Source organism: Haloferula chungangensis (assembly GCF_042664875.1).
GTDB lineage: Bacteria > Verrucomicrobiota > Verrucomicrobiia > Verrucomicrobiales > Akkermansiaceae > Haloferula > Haloferula chungangensis.
In genome coordinates this window covers 19,647-41,047 of sequence record NZ_JBHTBS010000006.1, presented here as the reverse complement: position 1 = coordinate 41,047, position 21,401 = coordinate 19,647, and the positions used below count along the sequence as shown (strand labels likewise).

General features: G+C 59.7%; 17 protein-coding genes. 11 read left to right on the top strand and 6 right to left on the bottom strand.

From position 1 onward, the window contains the following. The first annotated feature begins 5 nt into the window (after positions 1-5). The 3 genes from ACFQY0_RS12250 (at position 6) to ACFQY0_RS12240 (ending at position 4,361) form a co-directional block, all read left to right on the top strand. Positions 6-1,082: a Gfo/Idh/MocA family protein gene (locus ACFQY0_RS12250; protein ID WP_379712750.1), complete on the top strand. Its 1,077-nt coding sequence runs from the start codon at positions 6-8 to the stop codon at positions 1,080-1,082. 8 nt (positions 1,083-1,090) lie between these two features. Continuing rightward, complete coding sequence (locus ACFQY0_RS12245) at positions 1,091-2,332, top strand: 3-keto-disaccharide hydrolase (protein WP_379712748.1); 1,242 nt, start codon at positions 1,091-1,093, stop codon at positions 2,330-2,332. 346 nt (positions 2,333-2,678) lie between these two features. Beyond that, on the top strand, positions 2,679-4,361 hold the full coding sequence (locus tag ACFQY0_RS12240; protein WP_379712746.1) for a DEAD/DEAH box helicase: 1,683 nt from the start codon (positions 2,679-2,681) through the stop codon (positions 4,359-4,361). 18 nt (positions 4,362-4,379) lie between these two features. On the opposite strand, the gene ACFQY0_RS12235 is transcribed toward ACFQY0_RS12240, so the two are convergent. Further along, positions 4,380-5,687 (bottom strand): SHD1 domain-containing protein, encoded by a 1,308-nt coding sequence (locus tag ACFQY0_RS12235; RefSeq protein ID WP_379712744.1) that lies wholly within the window; start codon positions 5,685-5,687, stop codon positions 4,380-4,382. Positions 5,688-5,779: 92 nt separating this feature from the next. Continuing rightward, complete coding sequence (locus ACFQY0_RS12230) at positions 5,780-6,955, bottom strand: hypothetical protein (protein ID WP_379712742.1); 1,176 nt, start codon at positions 6,953-6,955, stop codon at positions 5,780-5,782. A gap of 195 nt (positions 6,956-7,150) precedes the next feature. Here ACFQY0_RS12230 and ACFQY0_RS12225 point away from each other — a divergent pair, with 195 nt between their 5' ends. Further along, positions 7,151-8,077, top strand: coding sequence for an SRPBCC family protein (locus tag ACFQY0_RS12225; RefSeq protein ID WP_379712740.1), 927 nt, complete (start codon positions 7,151-7,153; stop codon positions 8,075-8,077). Positions 8,078-8,361: 284 nt separating this feature from the next. Then, a complete protein-coding gene (locus ACFQY0_RS12220) occupies positions 8,362-8,997 on the top strand; it encodes an HAD family hydrolase (protein ID WP_379712738.1) in 636 nt (211 codons plus the stop codon). A 45-nt stretch (positions 8,998-9,042) separates the two neighbouring features. Here the strand turns inward: ACFQY0_RS12220 and ACFQY0_RS12215 are convergent, their stop codons facing one another. Both ACFQY0_RS12215 and ACFQY0_RS12210 read right to left on the bottom strand, forming a co-directional pair. Continuing rightward, positions 9,043-9,558, bottom strand: coding sequence for an NlpC/P60 family protein (locus tag ACFQY0_RS12215; protein ID WP_379712736.1), 516 nt, complete (start codon positions 9,556-9,558; stop codon positions 9,043-9,045). A 179-nt stretch (positions 9,559-9,737) separates the two neighbouring features. After that, entirely contained in the window at positions 9,738-10,502 is a 765-nt protein-coding gene (locus ACFQY0_RS12210; RefSeq protein ID WP_379712734.1) for a glycosyltransferase family protein, read from the bottom strand. 35 nt (positions 10,503-10,537) lie between these two features. On the opposite strand from ACFQY0_RS12210, the gene ACFQY0_RS12205 reads away from it, so the two are divergent. The 3 genes from ACFQY0_RS12205 to ACFQY0_RS12195 all read left to right on the top strand — a co-directional run bounded on the left by ACFQY0_RS12205 (position 10,538) and on the right by ACFQY0_RS12195 (position 14,049). After that, a complete protein-coding gene (locus ACFQY0_RS12205; protein WP_379712732.1) occupies positions 10,538-12,031 on the top strand; it encodes a flippase activity-associated protein Agl23 in 1,494 nt (497 codons plus the stop codon). A 193-nt stretch (positions 12,032-12,224) separates the two neighbouring features. Further along, positions 12,225-13,010, top strand: a complete 786-nt coding sequence (locus ACFQY0_RS12200) for an FAD:protein FMN transferase (RefSeq protein ID WP_379712730.1) — start codon at positions 12,225-12,227, stop codon at positions 13,008-13,010. A gap of 148 nt (positions 13,011-13,158) precedes the next feature. Then, entirely contained in the window at positions 13,159-14,049 is an 891-nt protein-coding gene (locus ACFQY0_RS12195) for a glycerophosphodiester phosphodiesterase (protein WP_379712728.1), read from the top strand. Between the two features lie 70 nt (positions 14,050-14,119). Here the strand turns inward: ACFQY0_RS12195 and ACFQY0_RS12190 are convergent, their stop codons facing one another. Continuing rightward, positions 14,120-15,118 carry a lysylphosphatidylglycerol synthase transmembrane domain-containing protein gene (locus tag ACFQY0_RS12190; RefSeq protein WP_379712726.1) on the bottom strand — a complete coding sequence of 333 codons (999 nt, stop codon included), beginning with the start codon at positions 15,116-15,118 and terminating at the stop codon, positions 14,120-14,122. Between the two features lie 57 nt (positions 15,119-15,175). Here ACFQY0_RS12190 and ACFQY0_RS12185 point away from each other — a divergent pair, with 57 nt between their 5' ends. Next, the gene (locus ACFQY0_RS12185; RefSeq protein WP_379712724.1) at positions 15,176-15,430 is read left to right on the top strand and encodes a hypothetical protein; all 255 of its coding nucleotides are present in this window, start codon (positions 15,176-15,178) and stop codon (positions 15,428-15,430) included. An 873-nt stretch (positions 15,431-16,303) separates the two neighbouring features. Here ACFQY0_RS12185 and ACFQY0_RS12180 read toward each other — a convergent pair. After that, complete coding sequence (locus ACFQY0_RS12180; RefSeq protein ID WP_379712722.1) at positions 16,304-17,647, bottom strand: MATE family efflux transporter; 1,344 nt, start codon at positions 17,645-17,647, stop codon at positions 16,304-16,306. Positions 17,648-17,694: 47 nt separating this feature from the next. Between ACFQY0_RS12180 and ACFQY0_RS12175 the strand changes: the two genes are divergently transcribed. Next, positions 17,695-20,532 carry a DEAD/DEAH box helicase gene (locus tag ACFQY0_RS12175; RefSeq protein WP_379712720.1) on the top strand — a complete coding sequence of 946 codons (2,838 nt, stop codon included), beginning with the start codon at positions 17,695-17,697 and terminating at the stop codon, positions 20,530-20,532. A gap of 340 nt (positions 20,533-20,872) precedes the next feature. Next, the gene (locus ACFQY0_RS12170) at positions 20,873-21,400 is read left to right on the top strand and encodes a GNAT family N-acetyltransferase (RefSeq protein WP_379712718.1); all 528 of its coding nucleotides are present in this window, start codon (positions 20,873-20,875) and stop codon (positions 21,398-21,400) included. The last annotated feature ends 1 nt before the right edge of the window (position 21,401 follow it).

Below are 21,401 nucleotides of genomic sequence, written 5' to 3'. Positions count from 1 at the left end.
TCAGAATGCCACAACCCATCCGCGTCCTCTGCGTCGGAGCCGGCCACATGGGCCGCTCCCATGCGCTCGCCTATCACACCATCCCCGACTTCGAAATCTGCGGGATCGTCACCCGTTCACCCGAGAGCCGCGCCAGGCTCAATGCCGAACTCGGAGGAAACTATGAGGAGTTTAGTAGCTACGAGGAAGCCCTGAAGATCAGCAAGCCGGATGCGGTCAGCATTTCCACCTACCCGGACACCCACGAAGCCTACGCCCTCGCCGCGCTCGATGCCGGTTGCGACGTCTTCATCGAAAAGCCCCTCGCCGAAACCGTCGAAGCCGCCGAGCGGGTCGTCGCGAAGGCGAAAGCCGCCGGGCGCAAGCTCGTCATTGGATATATCCTCCGCCACCATCCGAGCTGGATCAAATTCATCGAGATATCGCACACCCTCGGCAAGCCGCTGGTGATGCGCATGAACCTCAATCAGCAGTCCTTCGGCAGCGAATGGCAGACCCACAAAAACCTCATGTCCTCGATCTCGCCGATCGTCGATTGCGGCGTCCACTACGTCGACGTGATGTGCCGGATGACCCAGTCGAAGCCCGTCCGTGTCTCCGGCCTCGGCGCCCGGCTCAGCGACGAACTCCCCGAGGGGAAAATCAACTACGGCCACCTTCAGGTGAGCTTCGAAGACGGCTCGGTCGGCTGGTATGAAGCCGGATGGGGCCCGATGATGAGCGAAGTCGCCTTCTTTGTGAAAGACGTGGTCGGTCCGAAAGGCTGCATCTCGATCGTCGCCGACAAAGCCGCCGCCGAAGGCCAGAGTGCCAACGTTGACGCCCACACCCAGACCCAGGCGCTCAGACTTCACCACGCCGAGCTCGGTGCTGATGGAAATTTCACCCAAAGCGACGAAGTCATCCGCCTCGACGACGAACCTGATCACGACGGCTTGTGCTATCGCGAGCAGCAGTATTTTCTCAGAGCCATCCGCGACGAGCTCGATCTCACCGACCACATGGAGGATGCCCTGAGCTCCATGCGCATCGTAGCCGCCGCCGACGAAAGCTTTCGCACCGGAAAAACCATCGAACTTTAACAACCATCATGAAATCCCACCTGCTTCTACTTTCCGCCATGGCCACCATGGCCTCCGCCGAGCCCTTGGAGTCCCTGCCGCTCTTCAATGGAAAAGACCTCACTGGCTGGAACGGCGAGGGCTATGTCGTCGAAGACGGAGCCATCGTCTGCACGCCAAAGGGCCGGATACTCAAGTCCGACTCCCGCTTTGCCAACTACGCCCTGGACCTTGAATTCAAGCTGACCGCTGGAGCGAACAACGGACTGGGGATCCACTATCCCGGCCATGGAGACCCGGCCTACACCGGGATGGAGATTCAGATTCTCGACGACGCCGCCGAAGAATACCAAGACCTCAGGCCCTACCAGTTCCACGGCTCCCTCTACAACATGGTTCCGGCGAAAAAAGGCGCTCTCAGACCTGCCGGCGAATGGAATATCCAGCGCGTCATCGTCAATGGCGACGACGTCAAAGTGGAACTCAATGGCCAGCAGATCACTGCCGGCAAACTCAGCGAGCTCCAACAGAAGTTCGCCGACCATGCGGGTGTCAAACGCCGCTCGGGCCAGATCGCCTTCTGCGGTCACGGCGATAAGGTGTCCTTCCGAAACGTCCGCATTACCGAATGGCCGCCCGCCGCGAATGTCGCAGGCGTCCGCGCCGCAGGTTTCGAGCCGCTCAGCGAAGGCAAGGACCTCTCCGCCTGGAAGGTCGAACCCGGCAGCGAAGATCACTGGACCATGGTCAACGGCATCATCAAGTACGATGGCCGCAGTACCGCCGAAGTGAAGGACCTGTGGAGCAAGAAGTCCTACAAGGATTTCACCCTCGTCTTCGACTGGCGCTGGTCTGACGTGGGCAAGAAAATGGAGCGACCGGTCATCGGTGCCGACGGTAATGAAACCGGCGAAACCGTCGAAGTCGAAGAACTCGACAGTGGCATCTACCTGCGCGGAAATTCGAAGAGCCAGGTGAACCTCTGGAACTGGCCCGTCGGCTCCGGAGAAGTTTACGGCTACCGGATGGACAAGAAGCAAGCTGCCGCCGTTCGCGCTGCTGTGACTCCCAAGAAGAAAGCGGACAAACCTCTCGGCGAATGGAACCGCACCATGATCATCCTCAAAGGCGACCGTCTCAGCGTCATGCTGAATGACGAAATGGTCATCGAGAACGCCCAACTTCCGGAAATCCCCGCCGAGGGTCCCATCGGCCTCCAGCACCACGGCCACGCCATCGACTTCGCGAATGTCTGGATCCGCGAGGATTGAAGCCCGGGAAATTGCAGGCAGCCCAGGGGCAAGCCGGACCTCTGCGCTTCCGAGGGAACCCATCGGTGGCAGCTCCACCAGTAGGAAAAGGGTGACCTCTCGGAAAAACCGGAGGCGCCGCAAGCATCGGCCCACCCCGGTTGCCGCCTGCGGAATTCCTCATCTTCCCAGGCTCACTTTCGAGCTGGCAATCGACCTGAGGATGCCTTCAGCCTTTCCTCACAACAAACTCCCGGCTTGCCAGAAGCGGAAAATGCAGCCATGTCCCCAGCCCGGCAGCGCGCGCGACATCAACCCCGCAGCCCTTCTGTTTACCCTTATGGCCCCTTGAAGCGGCCCTTTTGTCATGGACACACCTCCTTTTTCCGAACTCGGTCTACCCGCTGAACTCCTCGCCGCCGTTGAAAAACTCGGCTTTGAACGCCCATCTCCCATCCAGGCTCTCGCCATCCCGCCGGCCCTCGCCGGCAAGGACATCTTCGGCCTCTCCCAGACAGGCTCGGGCAAAACGGCGGCCTTCACCTTGCCGATGCTCGCCCGCCTCGACCTCGATCTCAACCGCACCCAGGCGATGATCCTGTGCCCGACCCGCGAGCTGGCCAACCAGGTCTGCGAAGACGTGCACCGCCTCGGCTCGGCCCTCGGCAAGCTCCACGCGGTCCCCGTTTACGGTGGCGCGCCGATGGATCGTCAGCTGCGCGCCCTCCGCGCCGGTGCCCACGTCGTCGTCGGCACCCCCGGCCGCGTTCTCGACCACCTTCGCCGCGGCTCGCTCGATCCGAATTTGATCAAAACGATCATTCTCGATGAAGCCGATCGCATGCTCGACATGGGTTTCCGCGACGAAATGGAGGAACTCCTCGCCGCCCTCCCACCCGAGCGTCAGGCGCTGTTCTTCTCCGCGACGATGAACCGGGGCGTCAAAAGCCTCATCGAAAGCTTCGGCAACGATCCGGAAATCATTCAGATCGAGCAGAAGGCCAAGACCGTAACCAGCATCGACCAGTGCGCCTACGAAGTGCGCCAGCGCTCGAAAGTGGAGGTGCTTTCCCGCCTCCTCGACATCGAGGTCTCACGCCTTTCCATCGTCTTCTGCAATACCAAGCGCACCGTTGATGAAGCCACCGAAGCCCTGCTTGCCCGTGGCTACGCCGTCGACCGCCTGCACGGCGACATCACCCAGCAGATGCGCGAGCGCGTGCTGAATCGCTTCCGCGATGGCACCATTGAAGTGCTCGTCGCCACCGACGTCGCCGCCCGCGGGCTCGACATCGATGAGATCGACCTCGTCGTGAACTACGACCTTCCGCAGGATCCCGAGGATTACGTTCACCGCATCGGCCGCACCGGCCGTGCCGGTCGCAGCGGTCGTGCTGTTAGCTTCGTCTTTGGCCGCGATGTCCACCGCCTCGAAACCATCGAGCGCTACACCCGCAGCCCGATCAAGCGCGCCCGCGTTCCTTCCCAGGAGCAGGTCGAAGGCCGCCTCGCCGACCGTCTTTTCGATGATCTCAAGGAGCGCCTCACCGAAGGCCGCTTCGATTCCTATGAAGCCCAGGTCGACCGTTTGTTAGAGCAAGGCTTCACTCCGACCGATATCGCCAGCGTGCTCTTCACCATGCTCCGTGAGGAAGGTGGACGTGAGTTCAACCAGATTCAGGAAGACCGCGAAGAACCCGGACAGCGCGGCCCGCGCCGAGGTGGCGAACCGCACAAGCGAAAGCCACAGGGTGGTGACCGCCGCGAGCGCCGAGAACGCTCCTCCCAGCACATGGACAGCTCCGACATGACTCCGCTGTTCCTTTCCCTCGGAAAGCAGCAGGGCGTGAAGGTCGGCGAAATCATCGGCATGCTCTACAACGAAGCCGGCCTCCCACAGGGCTCCATCGGCCACGTCAAACTTTTCGATCGCAACAGCCGCATCGACGTCGCCAAGGACGTCGCCGACCGCGTGATCGAAGTCTGCAAGGGCTCCACCCTGCGCGGGAAAAAGTTCATCCTCGATCACGATCGCGGCCCACAGCACTGAGCGGATGGATCCGTCGGCTCACTTGCCGACGGTCTTCTCCCCAAGCTGCTTCGCGAGTTCTTCCAGCTCGGGGACACCTGCGAGTTCCTCGGCAAGTTGCTCCGCCGCCTTCTCGATTCTGCTGGTGGTGTGGTTGAACTTTGATCCTCCGCCTTCTCCCTCATCGGCGTAAAAGCTGTCCGAGAAATTATCCAGCTCCACCAAACCATCGGTGTAGCGAAGATTGTTGGGGTTCGCCTGGAGTTCATTAAGCAGAGCTTCAACCGCCGCAACGTTCGCCCCTTTGATTTCGTAGCTGTTCAGGAGAAAGTCGCACCAGTAGTGGGCGCGATGCTCGGCACGGCCCTGCAACTCCTTGATCCAGTCGATCATCGACGCCTCGAAATCCTGGCGCTCATTGGCGAGGGCCGCATCCTTTGCGTTGTCGCCCAGATAGCGACCATTCAACCAGGTGATGCCTTCACACCCCACGGAGTCCGGCCCGTTGGTATGACCGCCGGAGACAAAACGGTGGACACCACGCTTCCCATACTGAGCCCGCGCATAGGCGGTTAGATAACGGTTGTAATCCGTCGCTCCACCAATCGCATAACAGTAGCCCTTGGTATTCATTTCCTGATCAGGGGCGTAGCCGATGATCGGCATGTTACCGGCCGAGGTGATCCTCATGGCATTGTAGAATGACATCGCGCCACCGCCCGAGTGGCCTGTGAAGTAAACCCGGTTTTCATCAATCGGCAACGTCTCCAGAAGATGCGCCACACAGCGTTTGCTGTGCTCATGATTGCCATCCGGATGATCGTCTCCATTTCGCGACTCCACGGATGCCGCGATGATCTGTCCATTCACTTCGGCCGCCTCAATGTAGCGTTTCACCGAACCCGCACTTCCTCCAGATGCCCCGGTGATGAACATCAACGGGGCCTTGCGTCCTTCCCGCAGGGTCTTGGGCACATAGACAAAGTAGTTCGAACCCTCGCCGGCATCGATCGGTCCGGAAACCTCTCCGACCGGCTGGGCCAATCCATCCTTCACGATCGGCACGGAGCTTCCCTTCGTCTTTCCCCTCTCACCCGCCTCGGCCTCAAGCTCTTCCTGCTTGAAATGCTCGTTGAGAAACGCCTGGTCCTCATCCGATAGCTTGTCCAAAGGCACCTTCAAGAGACGACCGTCGGCCGACTTCAACTCGACTTCGCCTCCGGCCAGACTCATCGCCGAAGCCTTGATTGTCGTTCCCGCCGTGGACCGCCATTCCCTTTCTTCCGTCGGCTCGGCGAACAAAGGGAGGGAAAGCAGGTACAGAAGAAGGAAGGAGGTGACTTTCATGGCATAAGAGGATTTCCGATGACTGCAAAACTGACAACTGCTCCTGCTCGCGGCAAGAACCATTCAGCTGGGGAAACCGCGTCTGATCCCCATCATCCGGCAATCTGCCGGCGGCTCCCGAGTGCCCCCCTGATCCACTCCTTGGCCGCAGCGAGACCACGCGTCAATCGATGCTCACGCACTTCCTTGAAGTGCATGACTTCCACGAGCATCTCCTCCCGTCCGCGATAGCGTGGAAGGAACAGCAGTTGTTTTTCCTCCCCATTGAAGACCGCCGGGGAGAGCAGACCCTTGGCGATATGGCGCTCTCCATCCGGCAGTCTCACCGCCGTCTCAGGCATCACGCAGAAGCGCCGATAGCGGAATTCCAAGTCGCCGTTTCCATTCATCGCCAGGCGTCCGCCCGTCCTCGATGGCAGACCGCCAATCGATCCCAGCGTGAACACATGCGGACGGTCCGGGGTTGCCGTCGTCTTCGCACGCCACGGCAACAGGACGTCGCCCGCGAAACGGGTTCCAAAAATCATCAGGCGCAGTGCCGATGGTGCCAGCCATGCTGCGATCAGAATGATCACCACACAAAGCGCGGCCCCGAGCCACGGCGCGATCCAATACATCAGCCCGATGGTTAGGAGCATCCCGAAACGCGCGATCTTCAACATGCTGTCGACCAGCGAAAAGGGCGAAAGAATGATCAGCACATTGATCGCGTGGCTGCACACCCACACCAGTCCAAAGGCCACCAGCGATGTCGGAACCAACCACCAGGCGGGATCGATCGCCGCCATCATCTCGTGCCCGAGCATCCCCGCGGGCACCTCGACCTTCTCCATTCCTTTCGACATTTCCCGCGCTACCAGCGGCACGAAAGCCGCACTCGCCACCAAGGCGCTCGCCTTGTTTTCAAACAGCTCTGCCATGTCGAAGGGCTTCTTTAAAATTCCCGGCGCCGCCGCACCCAGCGTGTCTTTGAGAAAAATCATCGCCAGCAGGATGAATCCCGTCCCCCAGGCCCACGGCTGACAGTACCACGGCAGATCGTCTCGGACGTCTGCCGGAGCTTTGAAATATTGCCATGATCCGACCGCAGAAACACCGAGCAGTGGAGAAATCGCCACCCCCGTGATCTCGGTAATGCCCTGAGCCACCGCTACTCCCGGCAGGTGGTTCTCACTCACCGCCAGGGGCTCCGCCGTCACCTGCTCCTCGGCAGTCAAGGGAGACACCAGACCGGCAAAAAACAGAACAAGCAGCATCCAGGTTTTCATCGTTTCGTTTCGTAGAAGATTGATCCGGCCCAGCACCATGGAGGCACCGAGGCACTCCGCATCATCCTGTTTTCACAGAATCCCGCCATTCCGAATCTCTACGGATTTTGGATCGCCTCCCAGTCGTCGATTCCGGCAGCCCCGTCACCACTTTCACCTTCACCTCCCCGCCTCGCATGATCCATGCTCGCCAGCATGCCTCGCTTCACCGTCAGCAAGTCGATTCGCATCCAGGCTCCAGCGGAGACCGTCCACGCCTCCGTCCGGGATTTCAAACAATGGCCCGCCTGGTCCCCATGGCTGATCGCCGAGCCCGACAGCAAGCTGAGCTACTCCGACGATGGCAAGGGTTACGCCTGGGACGGAAAGATCACCGGAAGCGGCGAAATGGAAGTCATCAAGGACGACCCACCCCACGAAATCCGCAGCAAGCTGACTTTCCTCAAACCATGGAAATCCATCTGCGAAACCTCTTTCTTCTTCAAGCCCAGTGGTGACGGCACGGAAGTCACCTGGACGATGAATGGATCGCTCCCGATCTTCATGTTCTGGATGAGCAAAATGATGAGCGCCTTTATCGGCATGGACTACGAGCGCGGCCTCACCATGCTCAAGCAACACATCGAAGGTGGTGAGGTGCTCTCCAAGCTCGCGTTCCCCGGCATCCAGTCCTACCCCGGCTGCCGCTACGTCGGCATCCGCGCCACCTGCTCCATCGACGAGATCGGCCCGGCGATGCAGCGCGACATGGCCAGGCTCGTGCAGTGGTGCGAGCAATCCAAAACCACTCCATCCGCGCCTCCCATTTCGATCTATCACCAGTGGAAGCCCGTCGCCCGCACCGCCGAATACACGCTCGCCTTTCCCGTCGAAACCGCCCCCTCCTCTCTCCCTGATGGATTGATCAACGGCGAGCTTCCCGAGTGCAACTGCTACGTCGTCCGCCATACCGGACCCTACCCGCAGCTCGGCAACGCCTGGTCCGCCGGCATGATGCACGGCCGCGCCAATGTCTTCTCCCAAAAGCGTGGCATCCCACCCTTCGAGCTCTACCACAACGACCCCACCGAAACTCCGGAAAGCGAACTCATCACCCTCGTCCACTTCCCAGCAAAATCCTGAACGGACCGCTGGCTTCAGAACGTGGCTGGAGCGTCCCACCCAATACTGTCGGCTTAGCCCTTCAAATCGAAGAAAATCAACCACAGATGAACAGGATCAACACAGATGGAAAAAGAAAAACCCCGGTCTCCATCTGCGTTCTCCATCTGCGTGAATCCTGTTCATCTGCGGTTCAAAAATCTTCAGAACTCTTAAACTGACGGTATGCGGCGTCCCGCCCGGATTTACCCGCCCCCCCCACCTTCAGCCTTGCACCCACACCCCTCCACCCCCATCCACGGCGCATGAAATTCTCCGCCGTGCTCTTCGACTTCGATGGCATCCTCGTCGACACCGAGTGGGCCATCTACCAGGCTTGGCTTCGCACCTTCCAAGTCCACGACCACGACCTCCCGCTCGAAATCTATACCCGCTGCATCGGCTCCGACTTCGATACCTGGTCGCCCAAGACCCACCTCGAAGAACTCACCGGAAGCTCCTTCGACTGGCATCAGCTCGACGAAGACCGCCAGGTCGAGATCCGTCGCGACCTTGAACAAGCCGGCCCCATGCCCGGCGTGCTGAAGCTTCTTGAATCCCTCAAGTCCCAAGGCGTCCGCATCGGCGTCGTCTCCAGTTCGTCCCACTTCTGGGTCGATGGGTGGATCGATAAACTACGGCTCACCTCGTACTTTGAAACCGTCGTCTGCCGTGGCGATGCCCCGCGCATCAAACCCGCCCCCGACCTCTGGCTCGAAGCCCTCCGCCGCCTCGATCTCCCCGCCTCCGAAGTCCTCGTTTTCGAAGACTCGCTCAACGGCGTCAAGTCTGCCAAGGAAGCCGGCCTGACCGTCTACGCCGTGCCCAACCGCACCACCGCCGGCCTCGATTTCTCCATCGCCGACAAGGTGCTCAAATCCCTGGAGGATTTTGCCGGGTAATCGGACCGCTTGGCGCCGCCGAGCTTGTTGACGCGTCCGGCATCTTCAGAGTCCGGACGGGTGCCTCATCACATGCCCTTTGCCGGGGCGGGTCTTGGTCAACCACTTCGGACCGGTCCGATTCGCCCCCCAACCGGTATCGAAGCGCAGGCCGGCAATCGTCATGAAAACATGACCGGGCCGTACATAAATCGTAATCCATCGGCCCTCGCCGCGTTTTCCATAGTTGAAAAATCCGCTGGATGGCATCTGGCCCTGCATCAGTCCCGCCTCGCGCAGCACATAGGAAACCGCGCCCGAGCAGTCATAGCCGTCATCATTCAAACGCGCATGACCTCCACCCCACTTGTATGGTTTTCCCTGCAAACGATTCGCCGCCTGAATCGCCCGCTTCACCGCCATCGGCGCGTCCTTCGGCGCATAGGCCAAACCATCGATCAGCTTCGCCGTCTCGCCGTGCTGGAAATTATAAGAAACCTCATGCCGCGCCTTGATCTGCCGACCACAGGAGGGCAGCACGAGCGCAGAAACGGAAAGCAGGAGCCAGTCGCGACGGTTCATGGCCGGGGATATTAGCCAAACACCTAAAGAATATCAAAATATTTTAAAAACTTAATTAGTTGCCAGCAAACCCTCAGAGCTTCAACGCACTTCCGACTGGCATCAGCCAAATTGCCACCCAGTTTAGCCTTCTTCTTTCGCGATCCGCTTCAAATTTTTGCATTGGAACGCTTCATCCCTCAGCGTTTTCGCAATCTTCTTCGAATCCGAAAGAGCGCCGCCAGCATATCCACTGCGTCATTCAGGGGATGCACCCGGCTTCCTCCCTTTCTCGACCAGTTCACTGGCACTTCATCCCAGGAGAATCCCGCTGCCGATAGCTCGGCCAGCAGCTCCGCATCGAAGGCCAATCCATTCTCCTGCAGGTTCTCCGCGATCGCCCGATAGTCATCGCCCTTGATCACCTTCGCCCCGCACTGCGTGTCCTGCGATTTCACGCCGACGATTCGATGGCATGCTGTTAGAAAGCCGTAGTGTCTCAACTTTCGCCACAAATCCTCCTCGACCTTCGTCGTCTCGGTGTTCTTGCGGATCGCCAGAGTCGATCTGCCCGAAGCCTCAGCACCCTCGATCAGGTCGAGCATCTCCACCGCACTCACGCTGCCATCCGCATCGACAAAGGCATAGTAGGCCGCTTCGGGTTCCAGAGACCAAGCTTCCCGAACGACCGAGCCCTTTCCGTAGTGCTTGGCAGCAAAATGCACCCGCACTTTCGGGTAGCTCATCTCAAAGTCCCGACACAGCCGTTGGAGCGCTTCCTTTTCGGCAAAGCCCGATCCATCGTCTGCGATGATCCACTGCAGCTCGGAATCCCGCCGCGCCAACTCGTTCGCCAGCTCTCGTCCAAACGCCCGCAGGCGTACGGAATCCTTCCAAACCGGAGTCACCAGGATCGTGGTTGCCTGATTCTCTCCATCCTCCATGCTCCCCTCAACGTGCGCCATCCCCGTGAACTTGCACCAGCACGGGCCATGAAGCGATGAAAAGCATTTTTACCTTCCTCCTCTGGCTCGCCATCTTTGCCATCGGCGCCCACCTGCGGCTCGATGACCTCGCCTCGCGCCCCTTCCATGCCGACGAGGCCACCGGCGCCAAGATCACTTCCATGCGTTTGGAGTCAGGCACTTACGTCTTCGACCCGCTTCATTACCACGGTCCGATCCTCAGCGAGCTCGGCGAACTCAGCGCGCTCGCCGCTGGCGAAAAAAGTTGGAGCGAACTCAACAAACAGCCGCTGCGGCTCGTCCCCGCCATCGCCGGCTGCCTACTGGTGCTGCTCCCGCTCCTCGGCGTCCGGCGCTTCGGCCAGCCCCCGATGCTGCTCGCCGCCCTCGCCTTGGCGACCTCCCCGCTGCTCGTCTACTACAGCCGGATGTACATTCATGAAATGCTGCTCGCCCTCTTCGGCGTGCTCGCCCTGTTCCAGTTAGCCGCCCGCAAATGCTGGTGGCCCGCCGGCGTCTGGATCGGCCTGATGTTCGCCACCAAGGAAACCTTCGCGACCAGTCTCATCGCCTGGTTCGCCGCCGCCGTCCTCACCTTCTTCCTCGTCCACGACCGCCCATCGATCAAAGCCGCCCTCCTCTTCATCTGGAAACCCCTCACCCTCATCGGCAGCATCGCCCTCGCCGTCTCGATGTTCCACTACACCGACCACTTCACCCGCTGGTCCGGCGCCATCGATGCCTTCCGCACCTACTTCGTCTACAAGACCGTTGAAGGCCACGACAAACCCTTCTTCTACTACCTCACTCCGCTCATCTTCCCGAAAAATGCCGGTGGCCTCTGGTGGTTCGAAACCCCGCTCATCCTCGCCGCCCTCGCTGCCTTCATCGCCAGCTTCGTTTCGAAAAGCATGTCACGCGAAACGCAGACCACCATCCGCTTCCTCGCCTTCGCCGCCGCCTTCCATTTCCTCATCTACAGCCTCATCGCCTACAAGACCCCCTGGCTCGTCCTGCTCCCCTGGGCTCACGTCTGCCTGCTCGCCGGCTTCGCCGTTTTCCTCATCCCTAACAAAAAGCCGCTCCTCGCCGGAGCCATCGCCCTTGCCTTCATCCCGCTCTGGTTCCAATCGCGAAACGCTACCGGACGTTACGCTTCCGACGACCGCAACCCCTACGCCTACGTCCCCACCGCCGGCGACATCGAAACGCTTGAGCCCTGGCTCGACTCCATTGCCGCCGCCTCCCCCGACACGCCCATGGAGCCCGTCGCCATCATCGGCAGCGAATACTGGCCGCTCCCCTGGTATCTCCGCAAGTATCCCAAAATGGGCGCCTGGCCCGAAGCTCCGCCAAGCCTCGAGCGCCTCCCCGTGATCTTCGCCATGAACGATCTAACAGACACCCTCATCGCCACTCACGTCCCCGTCCCCCGCGGCCTCCGCACCGACACCCCCATGGTCGTCTGGATCCGCCACGACTTCTGGGACGCTTCTGTCAAAAAGCCAGATGCATCCAGTCCTGAATAAAAACCGCGGAAAACACCACACACGGACGGTAAGAATTTCAGTGAATGAGTTCACCTGACCTAAAGAATCAGCAGTCCATACTTCACCTCGTGAGTTTCCGTGTATTCTGTGTATTCCGTGGTTCACCATCTTCCCATTTGAGAAAAGCCCCGTGACCACCCTTCCGCCATCCCATCACTTCGAACACGAAGCGATGAAGACCCTTTTCACTCTCAAGATCTGCCATCTCGAGCACGCCCACGCCGCCTACCTTGCGCACAAAGCCTTCGAAGAACTCGATCTCCTCGAAGGAAAACTCAGCCGTTTCATCGAAGACAGCGACATCGCCCGCATCAACGTCATGCGCGGAGGTGAGACACTCTATCTCAGCGAGGAAACCCACGCCTGCCTGCTCCTTGCGCTCGAATACTATGGCAAGACCGGCGGCCTCTTCGACATCACTCTCGGCCGCACCATCGAGCACCGCAAAGAGCATCGCGAAGGCCCACCACCGGCCATCGAAGGCAGCCTCATCATCCATCCCGACCGCCCCGCCGTCACCTGTCAGGCGCCCGGGCGCATCCTCGACCTCGGCGGCATCGGCAAAGGCTTCGCCCTCGATCGACTGAAGGACTTTCTCATCGAGTGGCAAGTCGAATCCGCCCTCCTCGCCGCTGGCGCCAGCACCCAGCTCGCCTTCGGTGAAACCAGCTGGCCGGTCGAGATCATTGGCGAAGCTGACCGTCAGCGCATCGAGCTCAAGAACGCCGCCCTCAGCGCCTCCGGCACCGGCATCCAGGGCAGCCACATCGTCCACCCCGACGGCGATGAGCAAGCCCTCCCCTGGAAGCACGTCTGGCTCACCGCCCCCACCGCTGCCGCCGCCGACATCTGGTCCACCGCCCTCATGCTTCTCCCCGATCCCGAACTACTAGAGCTATCGGAGATCACCTCGCTCTACTACGAAAGCGAGTCAGGCATCGAAGCGCGCGCATCCTGAACGCTGCAACGCATGGACATTCTGCTCATCTCCCTTTCAGCCGACAGAATGTCAAGGCTCCCTCGCTAAGAGCGAGGTGTCGAAATTGACACTCCCGCCCAGGTTTTCGCCATTGAGTCCGGGGACACGTCTCGGAGATAGCTGACCCATGCGCTTTTTCCTGTATTCCTCGCTGATCGCGTCGCTCCTCTCTTCATCCCTCGCTTGCGGATCCGAATGGAATGTCCGTGATCATATCAAGCTCGAAGACTTCGTGATCCAGAGCCACCGCGGTGCGGGGAATCTGGCTCCGGAAAATTCCCGTGAAACCTTCGACCTGGCCTGGAGTCTGGGCACCATTCCCGAAGCGGATCTCAGGACCACGAAGGATGGCGTCATTGTCGCGTTTCACGACAAGGACTTCTCCCGGATCCTTCCCCGGGCGAGTGCCGAAATGAAGAAGAAGGGAGTTGAGGATCTGACCTGGAAAGAGGTGGCCGCTCTCGACATCGGAGCCTGGAAAGGACCCGAGTTCGAAGGGCAACGCATTCCTCGTATCGAGGAGATGTTCGCTCAGATGAATGGCAAGCCCGGCAGCCGGGTCTACGTCGATATCAAGAACGTCGATCTCACCCAGCTTGCTCGTCAATCAAAGGAGGCGAAGGTGGACGATCGTCTGATCCTCGCCAGCACCGACTACACGCTGATTCGCGAATGGAAGAAACTCGCCCCAAAGTCCAAGACCTTGCACTGGATGGGAGGACCTGAGGCGACTTTGTCCAAACGATTGGACGCACTCGCGGTCGAGGGTTTTGAAGGAATCGATCAACTGCAGATTCACGTCAAGCCCACCAAGGATGGTTTCGAGCCATCACCGGAATTCCTCCGTCAGACCGGAATCACACTGAGGGCTCATGATATCTTGTTTCAAACCCTGCCCTGGCAGAGCCGTGACGAATCGCTGTTTTATCAATTGATGGATCTTGGCGTGGCAAGCTTCGCCACCGACTTTCCGGATTTCACCGCGAAAACCGTCCAGAGATACTATCATAAGCAGTAGGAAAGATTCTTCGCGTTGTGGTGAAGGGCTGCAGGCGACACGATGCCACCCTCCCTGAGTTGATTGCATGTCAACGCTCCATCGCAGCCTTCAAGCTCAGGCCTCTTGCTTTCAAGATCCACAAGCCGGCGCCGATGATCCCGACGGCCTGCACCACGTGCATCACAATCGAGTAAGATAGCGCTTCTTCGTTCCCGATCGCATAAAGCGCGAGCGCCCCGACACAGCCAAACTGGAAGGTCCCCAGGAACCCCGGCAAACCCGGCACCGCCACCGCGAGCGCTACCAGCACCATCACCGTCACTCCCGCCCAAAGCGGAAGACTCAGACTCATCGTGTGCAGACCGACCTGATAGAAAGCCGCCATTTCAAGCCACATCAGGATCGATGTGACTACCACCACCGCCAGTTGCGAAAACGACTTGATCGCCCTCAGCCCGATAAAGAACTCGTCGACCAACTCATGCAGTTTCATCTCCAAGTGCCCGCGAAACACCAGCGAGACCATCTTCTGCCCGAATTTCGTAAACGCTGCCGAAAACAGATAGGCCAGAACCAGGCCCGCAATCCCCAAACCCCCAACCACTCCTAACAACCTCGCCCCCGCGCCCAGCCAGGTCGGTGTCGATTCCCAGTGCCCGACGCTCAGCCCAAGAATTCCCACCACCACCAGCGCATCCAGGATTCGTTCGACCACGATGCTTGCCATCCCCGCTCCAAACCTCACCGGCTCCCAGCGGCTCAGCATCCACGGCCGCGCCACCTCACCCGCACGAAATGGCAGAACAAATGACGCCATGAACCCAAACACCGTCGCTTCCAACAGACTCTTCAGCGGCAGCTTACGCCCTCCTGGAAGCAGCCACCCCCAGCGCCAGCTCCGCAGCACGAAATTCAGCGCCAGCAAAATCACCAGCACCGGAAGCAGCCGATAGTCCACTTTCCTGAAACCATCGGCCACCTCATTCCAATCAAGGCTCATGAACAACCAGCCGAGCACCGCCACCACCACCAGCGCGCCCAAATACTGAAGGCCTTTCGGCTCTGATTTCTCGGTGACCTCGCTCACTTGACAATGAAGCAAGGCAGGCGAGTCTCTGAATAACAGCAAAAAGCGCCAATCTTCATGAGTGACTCCAACAAAGCCAAGTTCAGCATCCCCTCGATCCTCGCCATCGTCGCGGCCATCGCCAGCTTCACCGTAGGTGCCACCTTCGGCATGATTCTCGCGATCACGGCGATTGTCTTCGGCATCGTCGGTGTCCTCCTTTCCCTCTCCGCCAAAAAGCGCGGTGGCATCGTCAGTTTCGCCTCCGTCGCCGCCGGCCTCATCGGCATCATCGCCGCCCTCGTCAAAGCCAGTCTCTACCTCTTCGGCTAAGCAAAGGCTCCCAATTCGCGCCTTCTACGTTTGCAGAAAACCAACCGCAGATGAACGGGATGAACGCGGATGGAACAGAAGCCAAATGAGAGACACTTTTGTTAGTCTTCAAAAAGTCGCCCACGCCGCGAAGCAATCAGGACTCCTGCGTTTATCCTGTTGATCTGCGGTTGAAATCCTCCACCGGGATGATCACGGCTTAAGCAGAATCGCCAGTGGCTCCGGATTCGGGTCTCCTACAATTCCAGAAAACCAACCGCAGATGGACGGGATGAACGCGGATGGAACAGAAGCCAAATGAGAGACACTCTTGTTAGTCTTCAAAAAGTCGCCCACGCCGCGAAGCAATCAGGACTCCTGCGTTTATCCTGTTGATATGCGGTTGAAATCCTCCACCAGGATGACGACTTAAGCAGAATCGCCAGTGGCTCCGGATTCGGGTCTCCTACAATTCCAGAAAACCAACCGCAGATGGACGGGATGAACGCGGATGGAACAGAAGCCAAATGAGAGACACTTTAGTTAGTCTTCAAAAAAGTCGCCCACTCCGCGAAGCAACCAGGACTCCTGCGTTTATTCTGCGTTTATCCTGTTGATCTGCGGTTGAAATCCTCCACCGGGATGATGACAGCTTAAGCAGAATCGCCAGTGGCTCCGGATTCGGGTCTCCTACAATTCCAGAAAACCAACCGCAGATGGACGGGATGAACGCGGATGGAACAGCCAAATGAGAGACACTTTGTCAGACTTCAAGAAGACGTTCATTTCGCGAAGCCTGCCGAAGTTCCTGCCTTTGATCTGCGTCCATCCCGTTCATCTGCGGTTCGATTTTTCTCAAAAATCGCGGTCCCCGAGCTCAGGGCATCAGCTCCGTTAAATTCGCGTCTTCCGCCACACCCGCACCCCCAGCGCTACGGCTGTTAGAGTCAGACCCAGTGTCAGACCCCACCACATGCCATTGACGCCCCAGCCCTTGGGAATCGCCAGCGTCCATCCAAGCGGAATCGCGAACAACCAGTAGGCGCAGAAAGCCATCCAAGCTGGCACCTTCACATCATCCAGCCCGCGCAGCGACCCCACGGAGATCACCTGAAAGGAATCGCTGAACTGAAACGCCGCCCCAATTAGAAGCAAGCCCGCTGCCACTTTCGTCACCTCCGGATCCTCCACGAACCATCCCGCAATCTGGTCATTGAAAAGCAGCGTCACGCTCACACTAAGGATCGCAAAACAAACGCCGATCATCCAGCCACTCGCTATGATCGACCTCAATCGCGTCCGCTCGCCCGAGCCACTCACCTCGCCGACCCGTACCGTCATCGCCATCGAGATCCCCAGCGGCACCATGAACACCGTCGCCGCATAAGAGATCGCCACCTGATGCGCCGCCAGGGCATCCTCACCGAGCGTGCCGATAAAGATACCGGCAAAAACAAACGCGCTCACCTCCGCCAGCAACTGCATGCTCGCCGGAATCCCCACGCGGATGAACTCCCGTACAGCCTTCCAGTCTGGCGATTTGAACCAGTGATACGGCACCCACTCGCGCAGACCCGAGAACTTCAGGCTCCACCAGATCAAACCCACCACCCCGGCCGTCCGCGCCAGCAAGGTGGCCACGCCTGCTCCATCCAGCCCCATCGCCGGGGCACCCAGCTTTCCGAAGATGAACACCCAGTTCAGCCCCGCATTCAGAAGCACGCTCCCCAGCGTGATCCAGAACACCGGCCACGGACGATTCATTGCATCCGCATGGTTCTTCACCGCCATCGCCATCATCGCCGGCACCATTGACCCTGCCACTAACAGAAAGTAGTTTGGACAAACATCCAGCACCTCGGGCACCTGACGGAAGATCCACAAATGCGGCAGCAGCAACCACGCGCCCAACAGCGTCAGCAATCCCAGAACCGCCGAGATCTGCAAGCCATGCCTCAGCGCCGCCCGCGCCGCCGCCGGATCCCCTTTTCCCCGCGCCTGCGAGACCCGGATCGAAACGACAATCGACATCCCGATCCCGAACATCATCGGCACGTAAATCAGGTTGTTGGAAAAGGCCGAAGCCGCCAGCTCCGTCACCCCCACCCGACCGATCATCAGCGTGTCCACCACGCCCATCAGCATCTGGCTCACCTGCCCGACGATCAAGGGCACCGCCAGCATCAAGGTCTGCTTCCCCTCACGCAGCAGTGATTGAGATGAGGAGGAACGATTCATAAAGACCGGCTGGCAGAAGAGAACCGCAAACCCACAAGGTCAAGCCGATGAACCACGCGCTAAGCGAAAAACAGGAGTGCATCCATCGCATTCTTTCCATCAACCCCATTCTCAACCTCCCAACGCTCGACGCCGCCCTCTCTCCATCCTTCAATCATCCGCCCGTGCCCGACCGCCCTGACATCCGCCCCCATTTTGAAAGCGAATCCCTATTCGAGCGCTTCGAAGACGAAGTCCTGATGGTCGGCGCCAAGCTCAAAGGCAAAGTCAAAGCCCTCAGCAGCGCTTGGGAGGAAGGCGATCAGTTTTCCCTCAAGGCGGAAGTGGCCGGCGAGACCTGCGAAGTCTTCCACTGGCAGGAAGGTTCCTTCTGGGCCTTTGAAAGCCAATGCACTTGCGAAATCCGCACCTACTGCCCCCACGCCGCCGCCCTGCTCATGGTCGCCACCAAACCCGCCAAACTCCGCGACCTCCTCAACCCCTCTGAAACCAGCGTCGCCCCCGCATCAGAGTCTTCCACTTCTCACTCGGCACTTGGCACTCGCCACTCGGGCGAAGCCCGCTTCGAACTCCAAATCACCCGCGAGCCCACCGACTCCAAAGTCGTCCGACTGCTCCTCCAGGCCCTCAAGATGCCTGACCTCGGCGAATGGGTCGTCGCCCGCCCCTACGCCATCTACGGCAAACATCGTACCCCCCTTGGCGGCAAACCCGGACTGCGCGAACACCCGCTCCCCGATGGCGCCATCCTCCTCCGCGACACCGCCGCGGAAATGAACGCCATCCTCCAGCTCCAACAAGCCGGCCTCGCCTCCCTCGGTTCCCACGCCCAGTACCGCTTCCTCCTCGCCCTCGGCGGAAAAAATCCATCATCTTCCATCGACCAACCACCATCGGCCGCAGGCCTCTGGTTTCCCAACCCTGCCCACGGCGAGCTCGCCCAATACTGGCCCTGGCTCCGATCGAACGGCGCCGCCATCCTCGAGAATTCCGGCTGGACCGTCACCTTCGACGCCGACATTGGCCACGAGGTCATCGAAGTAAATCCCGACGCCTTCAAATACGTTCTCGAAGACGATGGCACCGGCTGGTTTCACCTTTCCGTCGGCTTCGATGTGGGCGATGAGAAACTCGATCTCCTCCCGATCCTCGCCAAGCTTCTCGATCAGGGCGCGAGCGACGTCACCCTGGAATTCCCCGCCCAGGGGAACTTTCTCCACCACCTCGACGACGGCCGCGCCCTCAATCTCCCCGCCGACCGCATCCGCAAAATCCTCAAGCAGTTTTCCGCGCTGCTCGACCCGCGTCGCTTCAAAGGCTCCAAGCTGAAGCTCCACCCCCTCGACGCCGCCACCCTCTCCCACACCGACCCCGAAAAATTCCACCCCCCGGAAAAGCTCACCCAACTCATCGAGTCCCTCACCGCGAGCATTTCATCCCCCATCCATCATCTCCCATCCGGCATCCAGGCAGAGCTCCGCGACTACCAGAAGACCGGCTACGAATGGCTCCAGTTCCTCGCCACCCATGACCTCAGCGGCATCCTCGCCGATGACATGGGCCTCGGCAAAACCCTGCAGACGATCACCCACATCCTTTCCGAAAAAGAGAGCGGCCGCTCGCAGGGAAAACCCACCCTCGTCGTTGCTCCTACATCCGTCGTACCAAACTGGTATGCCGAGATCAAACGCTTCGCCCCCGCCCTTTCCGTCCTGATCCTCGATGGCCCGCAGCGGAAAAAGTACTTCCGCTCGATCCCCCACGCCGACGTCATTCTAACCTCCTTCGCCCTGCTCCAGCGCGACATCGATAAGCACACCCCCTACACCTACCACCTCGCCATCCTCGACGAGGCGCAGTACATCAAAAACCCCAACGCCAAGGTCGCCAAGGCCGCCTGCGAGCTCAACGCCCGCCACCGACTCTGCCTCTCCGGCACCCCGGTGGAAAACCACCTCGGCGAACTCTGGAGCCTGATGCGCTTTCTCATGCCCGGCCTCCTCGGCGGCCAGGAGCAGTTCAACCGACAGTTCCGCAAGCCCATCGAAAACGACGGCGACCTCGACAAACAAGCCGCCCTCAAAGCCCGCGTCGCCCCGCTCATCCTCCGCCGCAACAAGACCGAAGTCGCCAAGGAGCTCCCGCCAAAAACCATCCTTGTCCACCCGATCGAGCTCAACACCGGCCAGAAGGATCTCTACGAAACCGTCCGCGCCACCATGGACAAGCGCGTCCGCCAAGCCATCGCCATCAAAGGTCTCGAAGGCTCGCGCATGCTCTTCCTCGAAGCCCTGCTCAAGCTCCGCCAGATCTGCTGCGAACCCAAACTCCTCAAATTCGAGAACGAATCCAAAATCGAAGCCGACGCCGCCGGCTCCGCCAAACTCGACTACCTCGCCGACCTGTTAGACACCCTCGTCGAAGAAGGCCGACGCATCCTTCTTTTCAGTCAGTTCACCAGCATGCTCGACCTCATCGCCGCGCACCTGCAGCAGCGAAAGATCCGCTACCTGATGCTCACCGGCGCCAGCAAGAACCGCGGCGAGCTCGTCGAGAAATTCCAGCAAGGCGAGATCCCGCTTTTCCTCATCTCGCTCAAAGCCGGCGGCACCGGCCTCAACCTCACAGCTGCCGACACCGTCATCCACTACGACCCCTGGTGGAACCCCGCCGCCGAAGCCCAGGCCACCGACCGCGCCTACCGTATCGGCCAGAAGAACCCCGTCTTCGTCCACAAGCTGATCTGCCAGGGCACCGTCGAAGAGCGCATCCACCAGCTCCAGCAAAAGAAGTCAGAGCTCGCCGACGCCCTCCTCAGCGACGCCGCCAAAGCCGCCGCCCCCGACCACCAAACCCTCGCCGCTCTGCTTGCTCCGCTGGGGTGAGGGAGCCCTTCCGGAGCAGCGACCTTATTGTCGCTGGACATCCCCAGCGAACCACCTCTCCACTCTCTCAAATCCATTCTGGACCTCGCCAAAGCAACAGAAGTCGTCCCATCCTACCCCGGACCGATCCATCGACAATAAGGTCGATGCTCCAAAACGCCCCCTTCCGGAACAGCGACATTCGTTCGCCCTACCCGTCGGTGCGTGTCGCTGGACAACCCGTACCGCCAGTTCTTTGGGATCAAACGATCCATCATCAAAGGGCGCGCCCTTGAAGGCGAAGTCAAACTTCGACGTCGATTCCTGATGCATTCGAGCCCAAACTATCAATCAAGTCGCTTTGCCTACTCCACGGTTTACCATCGAACTCCTCGATCCCGCCCGTCATCGACGGGAGGAGTTCGACTGTGGTGTGGAGATTCTGAACACCTACCTAAAACGCCGGGCCAATCAGGAGATGAAGGCTCTCGCAGCGGCTTGCTACGTGATCGTTCCTGATGGCGAGCCTGACAGAATTGCAGGCTACTACACTTTGTCGGCGGCCACGGTCGAGTTGGGCAAGATTCCTGAGAATCTTCAGAAGAAGCTCCCGCGATATGACGAGTTGGGAGCTGTGCTCATTGGCCGACTCGCCCGTGATCAAGAGTTTGCGAAGGAACGCATTGGGGAAAAGTTACTGATGAGTGCCTTGCTTCGTTCCTACCGAGAATCCAAACGGATCGGTGCCGTTGCCATCCTGGTGGACGCGAAGGATGAGGCGGCCTCAGCTTTCTACAAGCGCTTTGGATTCCGGCCACTGACTGGCTCGCGACTCTTCCTGCCGATGAAGGACGTTCCGAATTGGAACCCTTTGGCTAAAGAAGGCTAAT